Source organism: Bacteroidota bacterium (assembly GCA_016706865.1).
Lineage (GTDB): Bacteria > Bacteroidota > Bacteroidia > Chitinophagales > BACL12 > UBA7236.
On sequence record JADJIS010000002.1, the window covers coordinates 1,248,799 to 1,270,542 of the forward strand.

Sequence of the window (21,744 nt, forward strand, 5' to 3'; positions counted from 1 at the left end):
AGAGAGCGCAGAGGTAGGGTGGGTTTATTGGGAGGAGTCAATGGTCATTAGTCAGGAGCAAAAGTAAACGGTTATTGATGTGCAAACTCACGATTCACGAAAAAGTCAAGAGTCATTAGTCAGGAGTAAAAGCATTCGGCTACCGATAAGTAAACTCACGATTCACGCCTCACGATTCACGAAAAATTGTCATTAGTCAAGAGTAGAAGTAAACGGCTATCGAGATTCAAACTCATTACTCCCGTCCGACCGGGTCATCCGGGCGGGCATAACTCATAACTCATTAATTTACATTAATAAAAGCTAATAAAGGTTAATTGCTAGTTTACTGAATTAAAAACCTGTTATTTAGCATTTTCTAAAAGACCGACCTATGAAAAAAATAGTAATTTTTCTCTTCGTAATGTTTTCTGCAATTATTGTATTTACTCAAAATGAATATGCAGAGCAAATAGATAATTTTTTCAAAAAAGCGCAAACCAATAATTTTTCGGGAAATGTATTGGTGGTGCATGAGGGGAAAATTATTTTGAAGGAAGGTTATGGGTGGAAGGATAGAGAAACGGAAATGCCGGAAGATGGGAATTCGGTGTTTGATATTGGTTCTATCACCAAACAATTTACCGGTGCAGCAATTTTGAAATTGGAGATGCAAGGTAAATTAAAAACCTCTGATCTGCTGAGTAAATATTTTCCGGAAATTCCTGCGGATAAAAAGAATATTACCTTACATCATTTACTGACACATTCAGCGGGATTTCCGGGAGCCGTTGGTGATGATTTCGAACAAATCAGTTCCGAAGATTTTATGAAACGCGCATTTAACGAAGAATTACTTTTTACCCCCGGCGAAATGTATGAATATTCAAATGTTGGATTTTCAATTTTAGGAATCTTAGTGGAAAAATTGTCAGGCAAAACATACGAACAATTTTTGCATGATGAAATATTTGTTCCTGCAGGAATGTTGCATACAGGATATATAATTCCACAATATGATCCTAATACACTGAGTGTAGGTTATACTTCAGATGGTGAAAGATGGGGAACTATGCCGGAGCGGTTTAATGGAATTAGTCCGGGTTGGCATTTAAAAGCTAACGGTGGTATTTTGAGCACTTTGGATGATATGTATAATTGGACGTTGGCATTGGAAGGAGAGAAAATTTTAAATAATGCGGCAAAAGAAAAATATTTTACACCTCATATTAAAGAATATCCTGATGGAGATACTTATTACGGATATGGTTGGGTAATAATGGATTCACCGGAGGGTAAAATGATATGGCACAATGGTGGCAATGGAATTTCGCTGAGCACTTTTATGGGATTTAATCAGCAAACAAAAACCTGTGTTATTGTGAATGTAAATATCGGCGGAAAAGTATCTGATGATTATGCATTAAAAATATATGATATTTTAAGGGGAATTAATGAAGTGCCCGATCCGGAATTGATTAAAAAAAGCAATGGTATTTATGCTCTTGATGAAGCGTCAAAAATAACAGTGGAATTTGATGAGTTCGACAGATTAATTGTTCTTTATTCAACACCCGCTGCATTTAATGTATTGATAAGTGATGGCACTGAAAAAAAAGAAATTGTTGAAAAATACAATAGCAAAACTCAGGAAATGCTCAGCGGATTATTTTCCGAAAATTACCAATTAATTGCTGATGCCTGGGATATGCCCGCAGAAGAATTCGCCAACGGTCCTGGTGAAATGTGGAAACAAACCACCAAGGAAAATGGAGGATTTATTAATACTGAAATATTAGGCACTGCATTCCGCCCTCAAATGAATATTTATATTACAGTAGCAAGAATAAATTTTAAAGAGGATGTTGTATATATGATGTATGTCTGGAATGATCAAACTCTGCGCGATGCCCGCGAATTGGAAACGCCGGATAAAATGTTTGAATGGGAAAATAATAATATTTTTTCCGCACCAAATAATAATAAAAAGATCGTTTTGGAGGATGGAAGTTTGAAGATCGTTTCTGAAATGGGGGTTACGACTGCGAAAAAAATTGACAATTGATAATTGATAATTGACAATTGATAATTGATAATTGATAATTGACAATTGACAATTTCGTCGGGAGGATGATTAAGCTTCGGGTGAAAATTGAGAGTTGAGAATTGAGAGTTGAGAATGTGTCGTCAGGAGGATGATTAAGCTTTGGAAAAATTGATAATTGATAATTGACAATGATCGTCAGGATGATGATTTTTCCTCCGAATTGGTATAATGTCTAGGCCCATGTCCTGTATTTCATATCCCGTGTCCCCCTTTCCTTTTCCTGTGTCCAGTCCCGTGTCCTTCTTCCAGTGTCCGTATTGTGTCCATTTTTTGCCGTTACCACGGACTAAAGTCCGTTGTTACAAGATGTATCGTCCCTTCGGGACTGGTAGTTGTTGAGCAAGTTTAAACTATCTATTTTTCAGCAACATTTTTTCATCCCTTTTTATTGTCAACCTATTTCAGGACAAGACACCTATTTCCTACTTCCTACTTCCTATGTCCCAACTTTACATAAATTTAACTTTATATTTACACAAAAAATATAAAGCATGCGTCAGGTACTTTTTCTCCTCTTAGCCCTTTTAGGTACTCAGGTTTATAGTCAGGTAGTTATTAATGAATATTCAGCATCCAATTGGAAACAATTTCAGGATAATCATAACGACTATGAGGATTGGTTCGAACTTTATAATGTTGGCGGATTGGATGTTGATCTTAGTGGTTATCATTTGAGTGACGACGATGATGAATTAAATAAATGGACAATTCCGGCAGGAACTATAATTGCTGCAAACGATTTTATTTTAATTTGGTGCTCTGGCAGAGATGTAGTGGAAGGTGATAATTTCCATGTAAATTTCAGACTTACACAAACCAAAAATAATCCCGATCAAATTATTTTATCGGATGCGGGTTTAAATATTATAGATTCGCTTACTATGGATTTTACACTCACGCATAATGCAAGAGCGAGAAGTGTGGATGGATCTGCAAATTGGAAAGTTTGTACAGATCCAACTCCGGGTGCTACAAATAATACGGCTTTAATGTTTTCCGCATATAGCGACAGGCCGGAAATGAATTTAGCAGGAGGTTTTTATAATACACCCGTATATGTTAGTATCTCAACCATTGAACCAAGTGGAGAAATTCATTTTACTTTAGATGGAACAGAACCAAAATTAAATGACCCGATATACACAGATTCTATTTTAATTGAAAATACAACGGTATTAAAAGCAAGAACTTTTTCTCCTGATCCAAATATACTTCCGGGTAAAATTCAGTTTAACACCTATTTTATTAATGTAAGTCATACCATGAGTGTGGTATCGATTGCTGCTGATACTTTATTGGAATTGGCAAATGGTGATCAGGACCTGGAACCGATAGGTTCTATTGAAATATTCGGTGCGGATCTCGATAGTAAAACAAGATCTTACGGCGAATTAAATTCGCATGGACAAGACAGCTGGGCAAATGATCAGCGCAGTATAGATTGGGTGAGCAGAGATGAGTTTGGATATAGCAATGCATTAAAAGAAAAGTTTTTTGATGTATCGGAGAGAGATGAATTTCAGAGAATGATTTTTCGTGCTGCAGGAGATGATAATTATCCTGCCGCACATCATTCAGAAAATGAAGGAAGTGCACATATGCGCGATGATTATATTCAGATGCTTGCAAAAAATGATGATCTTTTATTGGATGTAAGAACATCAGCAAGATGTATCGTTTATTTAAATGGTGAATATTGGGGAGTTTATTCATTCCGTGAAAAAACGGATGATCATGATTTTACGGAATTTTATTACAATCAGGGAAAATATGATCTGCAATATCAAATGACATGGGGAGATACCTGGAGTGAATATGGAGGAATAGCAACTGAAAATGCATGGGACGATCTTCGTGATCTTGCAGATGATAATGATCTTACCATTGACAGCAATTATGAAAAGGTGACCGATCTTTTAGATATTTATAGTCTTGTAGATTACATGTGTGTTAATACTTCTTCTGTTTGTAAAGATTGGTTGATATATAACACTGCAGTTTGGCGCGGATTTAATCCTGAAGGAACGCATCATAAATGGGGTTATACTTTATGGGATCTTGATGCAACTTTTGGATTTTATATTAATTATTCCGGTGTTCCAACCGTTGGTCCGGAAGCATTGCCATGTGATGTTGATGTATACGATCCTACCTGGTTTCCACCGAGTTATTTTGATGGAGAAGGTCATGTTCGTTTGATGAATAAATTGCGCACCAATCCCGAATTCGAACAATTTTATTTATCGAGATATACCGATTTGTATAATACCACTTTCAGTTGTGAAAATATGTTGTATTCACTTGATAGCATGATGGCGGTGATAGAACCTGAAATGGCAATGCATGCAGAAAGATGGTACGGTACTTACGATGAATGGCATGAAAATTTTATGGAATTGCGCAGCTGGATAGAAGAACGTTGCGCATTATTATATACAGGCATGAGTGATTGTTACGAACTTACAGGACCTTACGATGTAACATTTAATGTAGAACCTCCGGGGGCAGGTCATATAAAAATAAATACACTTACGCATTATGATCTTCCCTGGAATGGAACTTATTTCGGAGGAATGGAAAATAAATTAATTGCATATTCCAATGATATGGGAGCTTATGTTTTTGATCACTGGGAAGCAAATCATGCAACATTTTCTCCTGGTTGGGATTCCACTATGACAACCTTAACTCAATCAGATACCATCACCGCATTTTTCAGAGTTCCGACAAGTATTGAGGAAATACAAACAATTCCATTATCCGTTTATCCAACAGTTTTCACCAACGGAATTATAATAAATTTCGAATTAACAGAAAGCGTTCCTGTATCATTTAATCTCTTCAATAATCTCGGCCAAAAGATCGCCACAAAAATTGTTTCCGATAACACAAATCCAGGACAACATTTTATTGCATGGGATCTTACTGATCTGAATTTATCATTCGGTGTTTATTTGGTGGAGTTTGTTGCGGGGGATTATAGGAAGAGCGTGAAGGTAGTGGGAGGGAAGTAGGAAATAGGAAGTAGGAAGGAAGTAGGAAATAGGACACGGGACACAGGACTGACATAGGACATTGGAAAAGGAAATAGGACTTTAGTGTGTATCAGGTATCGGGTATCAGGAAAACAAATGGTGGGGTTTTTAGGAAATCTATTCCGTATCGAGTGTCCCCACAGAGTTACGCGCAGCGAACTCTGTGGATTCGGAGGTTGATTTTAAGGATTAAAATAATTTGCTGCTATTAATATTAATTTGTGGGCAAAATTTATTGGCCACTAAGGTCGATTATTATAAAGTTAATTGCTTCGGAGAAAATCAATAACTCCAGAGAGTTTCTCCACAGTGTTACCGAAGGAACGCTTTGGGAGGACTAGGATTACCTATCATGAGGATCGAATACCTTTCATGTTTATAAAAATAAATAACGACAATCATAATTATAAAAGTGATTTCAAGATAAAATAAAGTTAATTGTGGAATAATTAATTTATGAATAGATTCAAAGTATTTATTTGTGTTATAATTATTTTCATAATAATTAATTTTATTCAGGCTTTATTATTAAATTCTGTCAATAAGGAATGGAAATCCATTTCAACAAAATGTAACATGTCTGATTTTATTGCTTTAAATTTTGAAAGCGGGAATTTAAATGTATTTGGTGGAATAAATAACAAAAGCAAAAATCAAACAGGGGTATTATTATTGTTTACTGGTAAAAAAGTTGTTATTCTTAATATTACAGGAATGGAGATATGTGTCTATACTCAATTATGAACCCTAAACATTACTACTCCGAATCCACAGAGTTCCTTCGGTAACTCTGTGGGGAAATAAGAGCACGAAAATTGTGAAGTAGGAAATGGAAATTAGGATTGGATTGTCTATTTCCTACTTCCTATTTCCTACTTCTAGTGTCCCCTATTCAATAAGAAGCACCTTATCCTTCGGATACTTCACATTATACTGCAACAATAATTTTTTCTCCTCTTTGGCGTTGAGATTCAGTTCCCAGGTTATTATTTGTGTTTCTTCTTCTATTTTTCCACCACTGAAATCCATTTTTTCTACTATCATATCATTTTCAGTGGCAATTGGGAATTGATCCTGAATTACAATTTTTATGGGCTGTTGTTTATTGTTTTTGATCACGATCTCATAGGCTATAATTTCTTTTTTATTTGTGCCAATAAATTGTCGTTGCGTAAATTCTTTTAATTTATTGCGTTGAATTATCACACCCTTATCTCTTCCCAAAGAAATACTCAAAGTATCTTTTGCATAGGCAATATCTAAAATTGTTTTACCGAGATAAGCTCCTTCAAAAAATAAATTGGCTTCTCCGGTCAATAAATTCAGATCCTGCCAGTCGGTTATTTTTGCAGTGAGGAATGCATCTCTGTCGATTTTAGGAACTGCAAAATATTCGAAATCAGCTTTTACTTTTACAGCTTTTATATCAATGGTGTAGACTTTTCCATCATTTAAAATGGTATACGGTTCTGTTATATCATAAGTAAATGTTGTAGGTTTATATTCAAAATTTGTTTCGAGAGCGATCGTTTTGAGGTCGATCTTTTGAGAGTTTGATAAACTCTTTGCATCGCCACTAAAACCATAAGAATTAACAGCGTTACTTCTGAGGGTAACTTCCTGAAGCATATTTGTACTTTCAACCATCATAACATTTACCTGATTAGAGGAAATTGGTAATTCTATAGTATTGTAACCTATATAACTAAAAACAAGATAATTTGATCCTTGCGGTAATTGTAACATATAATTACCGTCGGCATCTGTTACAGTTCCTACTGTTGTTCCTTTAACAATTACTGTTGCAAATGATAAAGGGTCGCCATTCTGGTCTGTTATTTTACCTCTTACAACAGTAATTCCATTATTTTTATAATCCTGTTTTTTTCCTTGCACATAACCTGCATTTCCATAATACAATCTCCATGGATATAAAAATGGAGCAACTCCACTTTCATTTGGATTTCCATTACTTAAAGTAACTTTAACATCCTTCCAATCTTCCCCGCTGTTTTGATAAACATTCGCCTTGTAATAAATTTCCACAGGTTCATTAATATTATCTACACGCAGATCGTAATTCGCAAACCATCCTGCATTAAGAACATAATAACTGATCTCGAAACTTCCGGATGTTGCAGCCTTTGAAGATACAATAACATGAATTTCAGCGGTGGGTTTTTCCTTTTTTGCAAAAAGTGTATTTAGTTGTTGAGCTATTTTTTGAGATTCGTCGTTGAGCTCTTTTATTTTTTTATTGAGTTCATTTTGTTTCAGATATATTTCTGTCAATCGCGTGCGCTGGAAGTCAGCAGCTGCTTTTAAATTCTCCGTATTCACACCCACATTACTTCCTCCAATACTCTGATTTTTTTCCATCAAAAGTTGTTCCTGCTTATAAACATTTAATATCGAGTTGTTATAAGTAATTTGTTCTGCCAACTCCTCCTTTCTTTTTTCCAGTTGTTGTATCTCATCCGATACCGCCTGCACTTTGAGATAATTCATTTGATGTCCCACCGACATAATTGTAAAGGAGCCTTCCCCTTTAACTTGTATACTTTGTTTGTCGATATAGGGAGAGATATCAGTAAACACCATTTCCGTTTTGCCGGTTTCAATATTTGTTTTGGCAGTTCTGTTAATTTGTGCACCGTTGGTAAACACAATTACTTTTTCAATTTTAGAAGTTATGTTTTGTTTGGTTTGAGTAAAGAGCTGTGTTGTAAACAGCATAATTATTCCGGTAATGAGGATGCGCATAGTGGTTTTTTTGGTAAAATAACGACAAATTTCATAGGTAAATTTAAATATTTAAGGGGTCGGAGTAATATGTCATTTCAATGACCTTTTGGATAATATTAATATTGAGCTAACTCCAGGAAATTATGATAACTTAAAATTTATTCAATTTTCTAAAAATACCATTTTCTGCAAAAAATGTAGAAATATGCCTTTTGGCATGAAAAAAAGTAATCAAAATTTGGAAAATCGTTCATTTCTTGCATTATTTGCATGCCACAATCAAACCTTTTAAGTATGCAGCTCGACGAATTGGATTACAAAGTTTTGGAATTATTGATCAAAGACGGCAGGAAAAGTTTTACTGAATTGGCAGAAGAACTCAATGTGTCCGTCGGCACAGTTCGCAACAGGTTTAATTTATTTGTAGAGGAAAATCTTCTGACCATAATTGGGCGCGTAAATCCTGAAAAAATTGGATTTCATACTTATGCCCAAATTTTAATAAAAGTGCGACCGGTGGATAGAGTTTCGGAAGTGGCTGAACGCATAGCAACTTTGCCCGAGGTGAGTTTTCTAGCTATGACTACCGGAGCATACGACCTCGAGGTTAATGTAATGTGCCGTGATAACGATCATCTGGTGCAGTTAATGACTACCCAGATCACCAAAATGGATGGCATTTATGAAAGTTCCACTAATATTTATTTCAAAGTATATAAATATGCTCAACCCGATCTTTATCTGCTGAAATCAAAAGAAGATATGCAGGCAATTGATCAGGTTGAGGAGTAATATATTTTTGATTACCCGATAATATTAAAACCTGATCTTATGATTAAACAATCACACAAATTTCTGATTGTATTGCTGTTGCAATTTACTTTCGTATCTATTTTTTCTCAAACAACAATTACAGGCGTTGTGAGAGATTCATTAACAAACGAAACGCTTGTTGGCGCAAATATCCGTTTGCAAAGTGATCCTACTGTAGGCGCAGGAACAGATATAGATGGCGCCTTTACTTTATCATCACCTGTTGCATCCGGGAAACTTATAATTTCTTTTGTAGGATATAAAACAAAAGAAATTAATTTTTCAGGCCCAGGGAATTTGAATATTGTTTTGCGATCGGAAAGTGCTCTCGATGAAGTGATAGTTGTAGGATACGGCACGCAAAAGAAAAGTGATATCACAGGATCTATTTCCTCCACAAAAAATGAAGAATTCGCCGATCAGCCCATTTCAAATATAGCCGGAAGTATACAGGGAAAAGTTTCGGGAATTGATATTCGAAATGCTTCCGGAACACCAGGTGCGGGTTTATTGGTAAGTGTTAGAGGACAAAATAATCCACTTTATGTGGTGGATGGAATTCCCATGATAAGTGAAAGTAATTCCTCCATTTCCACTTCTTTTGATCTGCAGGGAAATTCCGTTGGAAACGGACAGAATATTAGTTCTATTTCTGACATTAATCCTGACGATATTGAATCCATAGAAATATTAAAAGATGCATCCGCTGCTTCTATTTATGGAGCTCGTGCAGCTAACGGAGTAATTTTAATTACCACAAAAAGAGGTAAGGCCGGTAAAACAAATTTTAGTTTGAATTATTATACCGGAATTCAACAGGTAAGCAGGCCAATTGATTTTTTAAGTTCAGAAGAATTGGTTGATCTGATAAATGAGGCCCGTTTAAATGATCTAAATGCATACAATGCCGATCCAACTATTTTCGGGGAGGATTATGATCCTGCATTGTCGACAAATGAATTACCGGAAAGTTGGAATACAGGTGTTAACACAAACTGGATGGATGAAATTTTTCAAAATGCACCTATTAACGACATTGAATTTTCGGCATCAGGTGGAAATGATAAAACAACTTTTTTTATCAGTAATTCCTATTTCGATCAACAGGGAATTGTAATTGAATCATTTTATAAAAGATATTCCAGCAGATTAAATCTTGATCATAAGATCAACGATAAATTTTCGATGGGTGAAAATCTTTCCCTCAGCTTTTCCAATAACAGAAGAAGTTTAAACGATAATGTTTATACAGGAACAGTTACAAATGCTATAGGAGCCTCTCCATTAATGCCTGTATATGATGAGGATGGAAATTATGCGAACTTCGAAGATTATCAGGCGAGCTGGTTAAGTGATAATCCTGTTTTATCTACAAAAGAAATAATTCCCGGAACAAAAAGTTTCCGCACTTTGGGAAGTGTTTTCGGGGAATATAAAATAACCCAACAATTAAAATTCAGAAGTACCTGGAGCATTGATTATACCAATTTAAGTGATGATATTTATTTTAGTCCTTTAACTACCGATGCAGAAACAGTTGGTGGAAAAGCCACTAATAGCAATTTTACACAAACAGTTTGGCTGGGCGAAAATATTTTGAGTTACGATAAACCATTAAATAATAAAAGTGCAATAAATGCAATTGCAGGATTTACACTACAGGAATCGAACAGCGATTATTTAAGTATCAGTGGTCAGGGATTTCCTATTGGAACAGATCTGCAGGATGTTTCCAGTGCTGCATTAATTACAGGTGGAGAAAGTTTTTCCAGCAGATGGGCGCTTGTTTCTTTTTTGGGAAGAGTTAATTATAATATACAAAGTAAATATTTATTTTCACTGAGTGCGAGAGCAGATGGATCTTCTCGTTTTTCACCGGAAAATCAATTTGGATTTTTTCCCGCAGGATCCGCAGGGTGGCATATGAGCGATGAAACTTTTTGGCCAAGTGCATTATTTATTTCTGATCTGAAATTAAGAGCGAGTTATGGTATTACAGGTGATCAGGAGATTGGAAATTATCAATATATTTCATTTTGGTCGCCGGTGGGTTACAACGGACAATCAGGAGTTGGTCCTCGTAATTTAGCAGATGAAAATTTAAAATGGCAAACAAATAAAATGCTCAATATCGGTATCGATTATGAATTGTGGGAAGGAAGAATTAGTGGGTCACTGGAATATTATAAAGGTAATAAAACTGATCTGCTAAGTGAAGATGTTATTCCCGGAACTACAGGTTTTGGAAGCATAACCAGAAATTATGGAAATATAGAAAACAGTGGAGTGGAATTATCTGCCAATGCATATTTAATTGACAGAAAAGATTTTGATTGGTCGTTCTCCTTTAATATCAGTTATTTACATAATGAAATTATTGATCTTAGTACGGATAGTATTTTAATTAGTGCGTATAATGATCTTACCTCGACACATATTTTAGCAGAAGGGCAACCTGTAGGATCTTTCTGGGGTGTTCCTTACGAAGGTGTTGATCCTGAAACCGGTGATCCAATTTATACCGATACAAATGGTGATGGAATTATTGATGATGATGATGCAGTTATTATTGGAAAGGCCACACCTGATTTTTATGGAGGCTTTAGCACCAATGTAAAATATAAAAAATTCGATCTGGGAATTGCAGCAACCTTTACCATTGGAAATGATGTGTATAATTTGATAAGATCAACATATCAAACAGGTGGATGGAGTGATTATGGATGGGATGAGGATTATTTTTTATATCAGGTGTATGCAAATAATTCGCATGTAATTGACGATCGCTGGCAACAACCGGGTGATGTTACGGATATTCCGCGAGCATCTTTATTTAATTATAATTATTATTCCAACTCCTCACAAAGTATTGAAGATGGATCGCATTTACGTATTCGTGAAGTGAGTTTAGGGTATACTATCAAACCTGCAAATACGAATTTATATCAGAGTTTGAGGGTGTATGTGCAAGTTCAAAATGCATACATATTTACAAAATATACAGGATTTGATCCTGAGGTGAGTTCCACCGGTGGTGGCGCCCCACAAACAGCAGGAGTTGATTATGCGGCTTATCCGCAGGCGAGAACATATATGCTGGGATTTAACTTTAAATTTTAATTTTTTCTAAATTTAATTATATGAAAAAACAAAATATATTTTTACCAATTGGGATACTGTTTTTCCTGGTAATATTTTCATCCTGTGAAAAATTTCTGACAGAAACATCTACAAATGATGTTGCAAACGGAGATATGTTTACCGACCTTGCAAGTCTCGAAAGTGCACGAATAGGTTTATACAATACTTTGCAAAACCAATATTATTACGGCGGATATTACCAATTGTTAAGTGATGCATACAGCGATAATGGAGCAACAGGTGGATATGACAATGCAGATCTCGATGAATTTGGGTTAAAAGCGTTGACTGCTTCCAATATATATGTTGAAAATTGTTGGATAGCAATTTACAATACTATTTATACTGCAAATCAGATCATTACAAATATTGATGGAATTTCTGATCCGTTATTGTCAGAAGAATTAAGAAATGATATAAAAGGAGAAGCCCTGACCATACGTGCACTTGCACATTTTGATCTACTGCGCATGTGGGGAGAACATTGGGATATTACATCACCACTTGGAATTCCGGTTGTTACATCCATTTTATCAATTGATGATGCGGCCATTCCGAGAAATACCGTAGTAGAAACTTATGATGCGATCTTAACTGATCTTTTAATAGCAGAATCAATTCTAAGTGACGATGATCTGCGTTTTGATGAACCAACATTTAAAGGCACACAATTTATATCTAAAACCGCTTGTCAGGCTTTGTTAGCAAGAACATATCAATATAAAAGTGATTATATAAATGCCGCATTTTACGGTGATCTGGTATTCGGCTCAGGACTTTTTGGCCCTTTGTCAGGGGATGAATTTTTAAGTATATATTTATCTCCTACAAATGGTGAATCCATATTTGAATTACAATTTAATGTGCAGGATAAAAGTCAATTTAATGCACTTACCTATGCAAGACCGGATGCATTAAGAAGTGAAGTTTCCTTTTTAACTTCTGAAGATCTTAAATTGTTTTTTGAAACCAGAGATGGTGATATCAGATCTCAGTTGGTTGACTTTATAGCAAATGATGTAAGTATTGAACCGGATGGCAGGTCTCAAAAGTATCGCGGAGAAATATTTCAGGATAATTCTGCTTTTATACTTCGATTTAGTGAAATGGCTTTGATTAAAGCGGAGGCAGAAGGGTTTGTTGGAGGTGGAATTGATGAGATAAATACTTTGCGCGGTCTTCGTGGTTTAGATCCCGTGGTGATAGCTAATGAAGAAGAATTTTTACAAGTTTTGATGGATGAACGCAGAAGTGAATTAAATTTTGAGGGTAATCGTTATTATGATCTGGCGCATTTCCAATTGGTGGATGAAATATTGGGAGAAGATGTTTTACCTTGTTTCCCAATACCTGATCGTGAGATAGGTGCCAGTGGTGGTTTATTACAACAATATCCGGGGTACTAATTAAATATGAAAAAATTCACATCTATAAATCCTTTTGATCAATCTGTAATAGCAGAATATGTTTTGTTTGATGATCAAAAATTGGATACGGTTTTATCCTCTTCTGAAAAAGCATTTTCAGATTGGAAAAATACCTCTATCGATTTTCGCGCAGATCTTTTAAATAAAGCAGCAAAAGTTTTACGTGAGAACAGGGAAAAATATGCGATGACCATTTCATTGGAAATGGGGAAAATATTAAATGAAAGCAGGGCAGAGGTAGAAAAATGTGCATGGAATTGTACTTATTATGCCTCGCATGCAGAAAACATGATAGAAAAGGAGATCATTAAAAGTGATGCCCATAAAAGTTATGTTGTTTTTGAACCAGTAGGTTGTGTTTTTGCAATAATGCCCTGGAATTTTCCTTTCTGGCAGGTATTTCGTTTTGCAGCCCCTGCATTAATGGCGGGAAATACCATTATTTTAAAACATGCCAGAAATGTGAGCGGATGTTCTCTTGCAATTGAAAGTATTTTTCGGGAGGCCGGATTTCCCGAACATGTATTTCAATCTGTAATCGTAGATAGCAGTGCCATGGAAAAAATAATATCTCACGATATAATTCAAGGAGTAACTTTAACGGGCAGTGAAATTGCAGGTAGTTCTGTGGCATCCATTGCAGGTAAACATATTAAAAAAACCGTGATGGAATTAGGAGGTTCCGATCCGCTTATAGTTTTAAAAGATGCCAATATAAAAAATGCTGCAAAAATTGCAATTCAATCGCGATTTCAGAATGCAGGTCAAAGTTGTATCGCTTCCAAACGATTTATTGTTGAAAGTGAATGTAAGGTCGACTTTATAAATGCAATACTCGATGGAGTAAATAAATTAAAACAGGGCAATCAATTATCGGAAGAAACTACCACCGGGCCAATGGCTAAAATTGATCTGGCTGAGCAATTGGAACAACAAGAAATTCAATCGGTAAAACTAGGTGCCATTATTACCATGGGTGGAAAAAGGTCGGGAGCAAATTATCAACCAACTATTTTAGAAAATATTCAACCTGGAATGCAAGCTTTTGATGAGGAATTATTTGGGCCTATAGCAAGTATAATTGAAGCACGCGATGAAATGCACGCGATCGCCATTGCAAATAATAGCAGATATGGATTGGGTGCAACCTTATTTACGGAAGATCTTGAAAAAGCACAATTATTAGCACGAAAAATAAATGCAGGAGGAGTATTTATAAATGCCATGGTAAAATCTGATCCCCGTTTGCCCTTTGGTGGAATTAAAAAATCGGGATATGGAAGGGAGCTGTCGCATTATGGGATGAAGGAGTTTATGAATATTAAAACGATTTTTTTGAACAATTGAGAATTGGTTCATAGTCAACAGTGGGCAGTGGGCAGTGGGCAGTGGGCAGTGGGCAGTGGGCAGTGGGCAGTGGGCAGTGGGCAGTGGGCAGTGGGCAGTGGGCAGTGGGCAGTGGGCAGAATTTACGCCGCAAAATTAATGTAATACTGAAAAAAAGTCAACAGTAACAGTGGGCAGTTTGTAACATTGGAAAATATTGCTTCGAATTGAACAAGATGAATAAAAATTAATCATTAAAAAATAAAAAATAAAAATCGGATCCTAAGCTTGAAACTTATGGACATCCAAAAAAATAATATCGAATCCGCCAGTGGTCGGACAGGTATAGAACAAAGATTAAAGAACAACAAACAGATCGTAAGCCTGAAACTTTTGCAAACCATGTAAACTTATAACCAACTTAGAACTCAGAACCCAGAACCCAGAACCCAGAACCCAGAACTCAGAACCCAGAACCGAAACATGTAGTGATCGACGCAGGAGATCTACTACATGTCAGAACTCAGAACAATGAAGGAATTAACAAAAACAGAATTATTACACGAACGAAGAAAAAAACTTGTACCAAACGCATTGGGAATATTTAATCCTTCGAGTGTGGTGTCGGCGAGGGGTGCAATAATTACGGATGCGGATGGAAGAAAGTTAATAGATTTTGGGGGTGGAATAGGGGTTATTAATGCGGGACATTGTCCGGCGCCTGTGGTTAAGGCAATTCAGGAACAGGCGGAAAAATTTCTGCATACCTGTTTTAATGTTTCTATTTACGAACAATATTTGGATGCGGCGGAGAAATTAATTTCTTTAATTCCACATGGAGAGAATACAAAAGTGATGTTTACAAATAGTGGTGCGGAAGCGGTGGAGAATGCCATTAAAATTGCACGACAGGCAACAAATCGATCTGCAATTATATGTTATTCGCAGGCATTCCATGGAAGAACATTATTAGCTTCAACTCTTACAAGTAAAGTAGGATATAAAACAGGATTCGGACCTTATGCACCTGAAATTTATAGAATAGATTTTCCGGCCTATTCGTATTTTAAAGGTTATGCAACGGAGGATGAAGTAAGTCTTGTGCATATTCATAAATTAAATGATTTTTTTAATACGTATGTGCCGGCAAAAGAGGTTGCAGCAATAATTGTAGAACCAGTTCAAGGTGAAGGTGGATTTCATGTATTACCTAAAAAATATTTACAGGAATTAAGAAAAATATGTGATGAACATGGAATACTTTTAATTCTGGATGAAATACAAAGCGGGTTTGGCAGAACAGGAAAATGGGCAGCATTTCAGCATTATGATATAATTCCTGATCTCAGTACTTGGGCAAAAAGTATGGGAAGCGGAATGCCTATAGGGGCTGTTATGGGTAAAACAGAAGTGATGGATAATATTAATGCAGGAACTATTGGTGGAACATTTTCCGGAAATGCAATGTGCTGTGTTGCTGTAACAGCAACGCTTAATTATATGGAGGAAATTAATATCAATGCAAAAGGAATTAAAGTGGGTGCAAAAATTTTGGAGGCCTTTAATGCTTTTAAAGAAAAATTTCCAAAACATATTTCAGATGTAAGGGGTTTGGGTGCAATGATGGCATTTGAATTAAGTATAGATGGTAATATCACCAAACCAGATACAGAGTTATGTAAAAAACTTGTGCAGCGCTGTTATGAAAAGGGTTTGATCGTACTGAGTGCCGGTGTATATGGAAATGTGATCCGTAACCTCGCACCACTTGTAATAGAGGAGGATGATCTGTTAAAGGGATTATTAATTATAGAAGAAAGTTTGATGGAATTAACACAATAACTTAGAGGTATTTTGCAATTTGAGGAGGACATTAAAAAATGAGAAAACAATTTATTAACGGAATTTGGGTGGATGCAAATAATGCAGGTGTTTGGGATGTGATGAATCCCGCAACAGATGAATTAATTTGTACGATTCAATTTGGTGATGGTACAGATTGTAAGTTGGCAATAGATGCAGCGCAAAATGCATTTAAAACATGGAGTGTAATTTCACCCTGGACACGTGCTGAAATATTAAAAAATGCTGCAAATATTATCCGAAAAAATATTGCAGAATATGCCCGCGATATGGTAATGGAAAGTGGCAAACCGATTGCAGAGGCTAAGGGTGAATTAAATGTGGCAGCAAATTTATTTGAATGGTTTGCAGAGGAAGGAAAACGCAGTTATGGTAAAGTAATTCCATCATCAAGAACCGATAAACGAATGCAGGTAATATATCAGCCAATGGGTGTGATTGGTGTAGTTACCGCTTGGAATTTTCCTGCCTATAATCCTGCAAGAGCTTGGGCAGCAGCATTGGCAGCCGGGTGTACTGTAGTAGCGAAGGTTAGTGAATATACACCTCTCACAGGAATGAATTTAATTGCTGCATTAATCGAAGCAGGAATTCCCGCAGGAGTAATTAATCTTGTAAATGGTGATGCTTCAAAGATCGGAAATGAATTGTTGAATAATATTCATGTTAAAAAAATAAGTTTTACCGGAAGTACAAGAGTTGGGAAAATATTAATGGATGGAGCATCGCGAACCAATACAAAATTAGCGTTGGAGTTAGGTGGAAATGCACCCGTTATTATTATGGCTGATGTGGATGTGGAGCAGGTTGCAAAAACTTCTGTCAATACAAAGTTTCGAAATTGCGGACAAGTTTGTATTTCCCCCCAAAGATTTTATGTTCACGAAAATATTTATGATCAATTTCTAAAAGCAGTTGTAAAACACACAGAATTATTAAAAATAGGAAATGGGTTGGATCCGGAAACTAAATTAGGACCGCTCATTAATAAAAATCAACAACAAAATGTTTTAAATATCATTGATCAGGCCAAAAAGGAAAATAATAAAATTTTAACCGGTGGTGATATAATGGATAAAGGAAATTTTATTGCACCGGTAGTGATTGATGTTACTAATAATAATTCTGAATTTATAAATAAAGAAATTTTTGGTCCGGTATTGCCTTTAATTAAATTTTCCACAAAGGAGGAAGTAATTGCCAAAGCAAATGATACACCTTATGGCCTGGCTGCTTATATCTGGACCAATAATTTAAATGATGCAATTTATCTATCCGAAAAATTGGAGTTTGGAATGGTAGGGATAAATGAATGGGCACCACAGGGAACTGAGGCACCTTTCGGAGGTTGGAAACAAAGCGGATTAGGCCATGAAAGTGGAAGTGAAGGGCTGTACGAGTATTTAGAAAAAAAATTAATAAGCATAGGAAATTTATAAATAGGAAATTAATTTTAAGGAGTAGTCTTAGCAAACTCATTACTCATAACTCATAACTCATTCCGATCATATGGAAGAATTCTATTTCGGCTGGTTATCCATAATCCCACCACTGGTGGTAATTCTCGTTTCCATCTTATTGCGCTCCTCTTTTGAAGGATTATTAATCGGATGCCTTGCAGGATTTATAATGATAGATGGTTGGGGATTTTTTGATGGATTTATCACCTCACTTTATGCGGTGATGACCGATGAAGATACAGTATGGGTAATTGTGGTTTGCGGATTATATGGTTCCATCATGGCCTTGATGATCAGAAGTGGAGGTGCGAAAAAATTTGGAGAAAGAATGTTGGAGCGAATTCAAACTAAACGTCAGGCGTTGATGGGCACATGGTTATTGGGAATATTTGTTTTTATTGATGATTATTTAAGCGCATTAACAACCGGTATTACCATGCGGAATGTTACCGATAAATTTAAAATACCTAGAGAATATTTAGCCTATATTGTTAATACGTTATCACCGCCATTATGTGTGATAGTTCCCATTTCCACATGGACTTTATTTATAGGAGTACAATTAGAAGAATCCGGATTTGCCGCGTCGGGTGAAGGGTTAAAAACATATTTTTCTATTATCCCTTTTGTTGCCTACGGCTGGATATCGGTTTTAATGGTGCCACTTTTTATTTATGGAGTAATTCCAATGTTCGGCAAAATGAAAAAGGCAATTCACAGAGCAGAAACTACCGATGAAATAATTCCCGAAGGAACAAAATTATCGAGTGTTCACTTTGAAATATTTCCTAAACTGGTAAATCCGAAAGCGCGTTATTTTTTAATACCGATGTTGGTAGTCCTTATTGCAACTATGGCGTTTCAGGATTTTTCCACTCCTGGAATTGAAATTGATGCTCTCAAGGGAGTGCTTATTGGAGTTGCATTTACTTTTTTATATTTTTTAATTCGCAAATTGTCTACTGTTCAGGAATTAACCGAAACAATATTTTCCGGATTTAATTCTATGTTATTCGCATTGGCATTGGTTGTGATTTCACTCATGTTGAAAGAGGTTGGTGATAAAATGGGATTAACTCAATATGTGATCAATTCAGTTTCGCCTTATGTGAGCAGAGAATTTTTACCCGTCATTATTTTTATTTCACTTTCTGTGATCTCCTTTACCACGGGTTCGAGTTGGGGACTATATGTTGTAGCGATTCCTATTGTTATACCGCTTGCACAATCCATCGATTCAAATGTGCTGTTAAATATTGGAGCAATAATAAGTGCCGGAGTTTTTGGTGCAAATGCATGTTTATATTCTGACGCCACTATATTAACCTCTCAAAGTTGTGAAACCAATAATATGCAACACGGCTTAACACAGCTGCCCCTGGCATTATTGGCATTTGGTTTTAGTTGCATCGTATATGTAATATTGGGATTTATTTTTTAAAATATTTTTAAATTAAAGGGATTAAAAAATTATGTTATTTTGAATAAGATTCATTATATAAATAACGGTATATTATTTACAAATACCCGTGAAGAACATGCTTCAGCCTTGGAAGAACTTCAGTATATTGTATTTCCAAACCTTGCGGAGAATGAAATATTGCAGGCGGAACATTATCTAAAACATCTTAAAATTTTCCCCGAGGGACAGTTGGTAGCTCTCGACAACAATAAAGTAATAGGTGGAACAACCACAATGCGTTATAATTTTGACCTTAATGATCCCGTTCATCATACTTTTAATGAAACCGTAGCAGGAGGCTGGCTCACAAATCACGATCCAGAAGGGGAATGGTTATATGGAATTGATGTAAGCGTACATCCAGATTATCGCGGTCGCGGTGTTGCAAAAGAATTTTACAAAATACGAAGTGAGATCGCCAAAAAACTTGGATGTAAAGGGCAGTTAACCGTTGGAATGCTCAATGGATATATTAATTATAAAGATCATTTGACCATTGACGAGTATTATTTAAAAGTAAAGTCTCACGAAATTTTTGATCCAACCGTTTCTGTTCAGGAAAAAATAGGATTTGAAATAAAAGGATTGATAAAAAATTATCTTAATGACCCCACTTGTGGTAATGCGGGAGCGATAATAGTGATGTACCGATGAAAAAATAATGTACCAATGTACCAATTAACAGCCAAAAAAATAATTGATAATTGATAATTGACAATTGATAATGAAACAGCCAAAAAAATAATTGATAATTGATAATTGACAATTGACAATGAAACAGCCAAAAAAATAATTGATAATTGACAATTGATAATTGACAATGAAACAGCCAAAAAAATAATTGATAATTGACAATTGATAATTGACAATGAAACAGCCAAAAAAACTAAGCATTGTAAAATATATACATAAATCAAACTTTAAATTTTACCGAAATGTAACGACCGTCGAATGAGCGGCTGTTCATTGGTACATTGGTACATTATTACATTGTTACATTAAAAAGCATTAAATTTAAACTATGAGTTCTATAAATCTTAAAACCTCCATCCCCGGCCCTAAGTCGTTGGAAATTATTGAGAGGAGAAAAAATGCCATGCCTCTTGGGCTTGCAAAATCAACGGATATTGCAATTCATTCGGCTGAGGGTGGAGTTGTAATTGATGTGGATGGAAATACTTTGCTTGATTTTGCCGGTGGAATAGGGATGATGAACATAGGTCATAATAACAAACTCGTGGTGGAGGCCATGAAGGAGCAATTATATAAATATACCCATATCTGCTCCTTGGTTGCAACTCCGGAGCCCTATGTTGAATTAGCAGAATTATTAAACAGTTTAACTCCCGGTAATTTCCCCAAAAAAACATTATTGGCGAACAGTGGAAGTGAGGCCGTGGAAAATGCGGTGAACATCGCCAGATATTATACCAAAAGGTCCGCTGTAATTTGTTTTGAAGGAGGATATCACGGTCGCACATTGCTAACATTAAGTTTAACAAGTAAATACGCATTATTTAAAAAGGGATTTGGACCTTTTGTTAATGATATTGTTCGTTTACCATCACCAAATATTTATCGCAAACCTGATCAATTAACAGAGGAAGAATATATTCAATTTTGTATTAACCAATTTGAAGTGGCAATGATCTCACAAATTGATCCTGATAGTGTTGCCGCAATTATTATTGAGCCTGTATTGGGGGAAGGAGGATTTATTCCCATGCCGAAATTATTCCTGCAAAAATTGAGAGATGTTGCTTCCAAACATAATATCGTTTTAATATTCGATGAAATACAATGTGGTGCTTCGCGTACCGGAAAATTATTTGCCTGCGAACATGTGGATGTTGTTCCAGATATTATTTGTTCTGCAAAATCAATTGGAGCAGGAATGCCAATTAGTGCAATTACCGGAAGAGCAGAAATTTTAGATGTTGTACATTTAGGTGGTATAGGTGGGACATATGGTGGTAATCCTGTTTCATGTGTTGCCGCTATTCAATCACTCAAAATATTATCTTCTCCTGAATTTTTAAATCGTGTTAATAGAGTTGGGGAACTTATTGCAGATGAACTTGAAAAGTGGAAATTAAAATATTCCTGTATTGGTGATGTTCGAGGAATTGGCGCCATGCGATTAGTGGAATTCGTAAAGGATAGAAATACCAAAGAACCTGATGTAGAGATCGCCATGGAAATTATAAAGGATGCAATTGCACACGGAATAATTTTAATTCGTGCCGGATTATTCAGCAATTGTATACGTTTACTTCCTCCAATTGTAATGACCGATGAACAATTATTGGAAGGATTAAATGTTTTGGAAATGGCAATACAAAGTGCGCAATTAAAAAGAAATTAATCTTTACAAATTAATTTGGAG

The 21,744-nt window shown here is 35.7% G+C and carries 13 protein-coding genes; 12 read left to right on the forward strand and 1 reads right to left on the reverse strand.

Annotated features, from left to right (window positions below):
* The first annotated feature begins 373 nt into the window (after nucleotides 1–373).
* From IPI31_08390 to IPI31_08400, 3 genes are all read left to right on the forward strand, one after another.
* Entirely contained in the window at nucleotides 374–2,044 is a 1,671-nt protein-coding gene (locus IPI31_08390; GenBank protein ID MBK7567832.1) for a beta-lactamase family protein, read from the forward strand.
* A 533-nt stretch (nucleotides 2,045–2,577) separates the two neighbouring features.
* A complete protein-coding gene (locus IPI31_08395; protein ID MBK7567833.1) occupies nucleotides 2,578–5,100 on the forward strand; it encodes a CotH kinase family protein in 2,523 nt (840 codons plus the stop codon).
* A 477-nt stretch (nucleotides 5,101–5,577) separates the two neighbouring features.
* Nucleotides 5,578–5,865 carry a hypothetical protein gene (locus IPI31_08400; protein ID MBK7567834.1) on the forward strand — a complete coding sequence of 96 codons (288 nt, stop codon included), beginning with the start codon at nucleotides 5,578–5,580 and terminating at the stop codon, nucleotides 5,863–5,865.
* 144 nt (nucleotides 5,866–6,009) lie between these two features.
* On the opposite strand, the gene IPI31_08405 is transcribed toward IPI31_08400, so the two are convergent.
* Nucleotides 6,010–7,884 (reverse strand): mucoidy inhibitor MuiA family protein, encoded by a 1,875-nt coding sequence (locus tag IPI31_08405; protein MBK7567835.1) that lies wholly within the window; start codon nucleotides 7,882–7,884, stop codon nucleotides 6,010–6,012.
* Between the two features lie 252 nt (nucleotides 7,885–8,136).
* On the opposite strand from IPI31_08405, the gene IPI31_08410 reads away from it, so the two are divergent.
* The 9 genes from IPI31_08410 (at nucleotide 8,137) to IPI31_08450 (ending at nucleotide 21,723) form a co-directional block, all read left to right on the forward strand.
* On the forward strand, nucleotides 8,137–8,658 hold the full coding sequence (locus IPI31_08410; GenBank protein MBK7567836.1) for an Lrp/AsnC family transcriptional regulator: 522 nt from the start codon (nucleotides 8,137–8,139) through the stop codon (nucleotides 8,656–8,658).
* 39 nt (nucleotides 8,659–8,697) lie between these two features.
* Nucleotides 8,698–11,799, forward strand: coding sequence for a TonB-dependent receptor (locus IPI31_08415; GenBank protein ID MBK7567837.1), 3,102 nt, complete (start codon nucleotides 8,698–8,700; stop codon nucleotides 11,797–11,799).
* Between the two features lie 20 nt (nucleotides 11,800–11,819).
* Nucleotides 11,820–13,226: a RagB/SusD family nutrient uptake outer membrane protein gene (locus IPI31_08420; protein MBK7567838.1), complete on the forward strand. Its 1,407-nt coding sequence runs from the start codon at nucleotides 11,820–11,822 to the stop codon at nucleotides 13,224–13,226.
* Nucleotides 13,227–13,232: 6 nt separating this feature from the next.
* Nucleotides 13,233–14,594, forward strand: coding sequence for an NAD-dependent succinate-semialdehyde dehydrogenase (locus tag IPI31_08425; protein MBK7567839.1), 1,362 nt, complete (start codon nucleotides 13,233–13,235; stop codon nucleotides 14,592–14,594).
* A gap of 510 nt (nucleotides 14,595–15,104) precedes the next feature.
* A complete protein-coding gene (locus tag IPI31_08430; GenBank protein MBK7567840.1) occupies nucleotides 15,105–16,415 on the forward strand; it encodes an aspartate aminotransferase family protein in 1,311 nt (436 codons plus the stop codon).
* Between the two features lie 38 nt (nucleotides 16,416–16,453).
* The gene (locus IPI31_08435) at nucleotides 16,454–17,875 is read left to right on the forward strand and encodes an NAD-dependent succinate-semialdehyde dehydrogenase (GenBank protein ID MBK7567841.1); all 1,422 of its coding nucleotides are present in this window, start codon (nucleotides 16,454–16,456) and stop codon (nucleotides 17,873–17,875) included.
* A gap of 70 nt (nucleotides 17,876–17,945) precedes the next feature.
* Nucleotides 17,946–19,337 carry a sodium:proton antiporter gene (locus IPI31_08440; protein MBK7567842.1) on the forward strand — a complete coding sequence of 464 codons (1,392 nt, stop codon included), beginning with the start codon at nucleotides 17,946–17,948 and terminating at the stop codon, nucleotides 19,335–19,337.
* A gap of 39 nt (nucleotides 19,338–19,376) precedes the next feature.
* Nucleotides 19,377–20,012 (forward strand): GNAT family N-acetyltransferase, encoded by a 636-nt coding sequence (locus IPI31_08445; GenBank protein ID MBK7567843.1) that lies wholly within the window; start codon nucleotides 19,377–19,379, stop codon nucleotides 20,010–20,012.
* A 367-nt stretch (nucleotides 20,013–20,379) separates the two neighbouring features.
* Nucleotides 20,380–21,723, forward strand: a complete 1,344-nt coding sequence (locus tag IPI31_08450; GenBank protein ID MBK7567844.1) for an aspartate aminotransferase family protein — start codon at nucleotides 20,380–20,382, stop codon at nucleotides 21,721–21,723.
* Nucleotides 21,724–21,744: the final 21 nt, after the last annotated feature.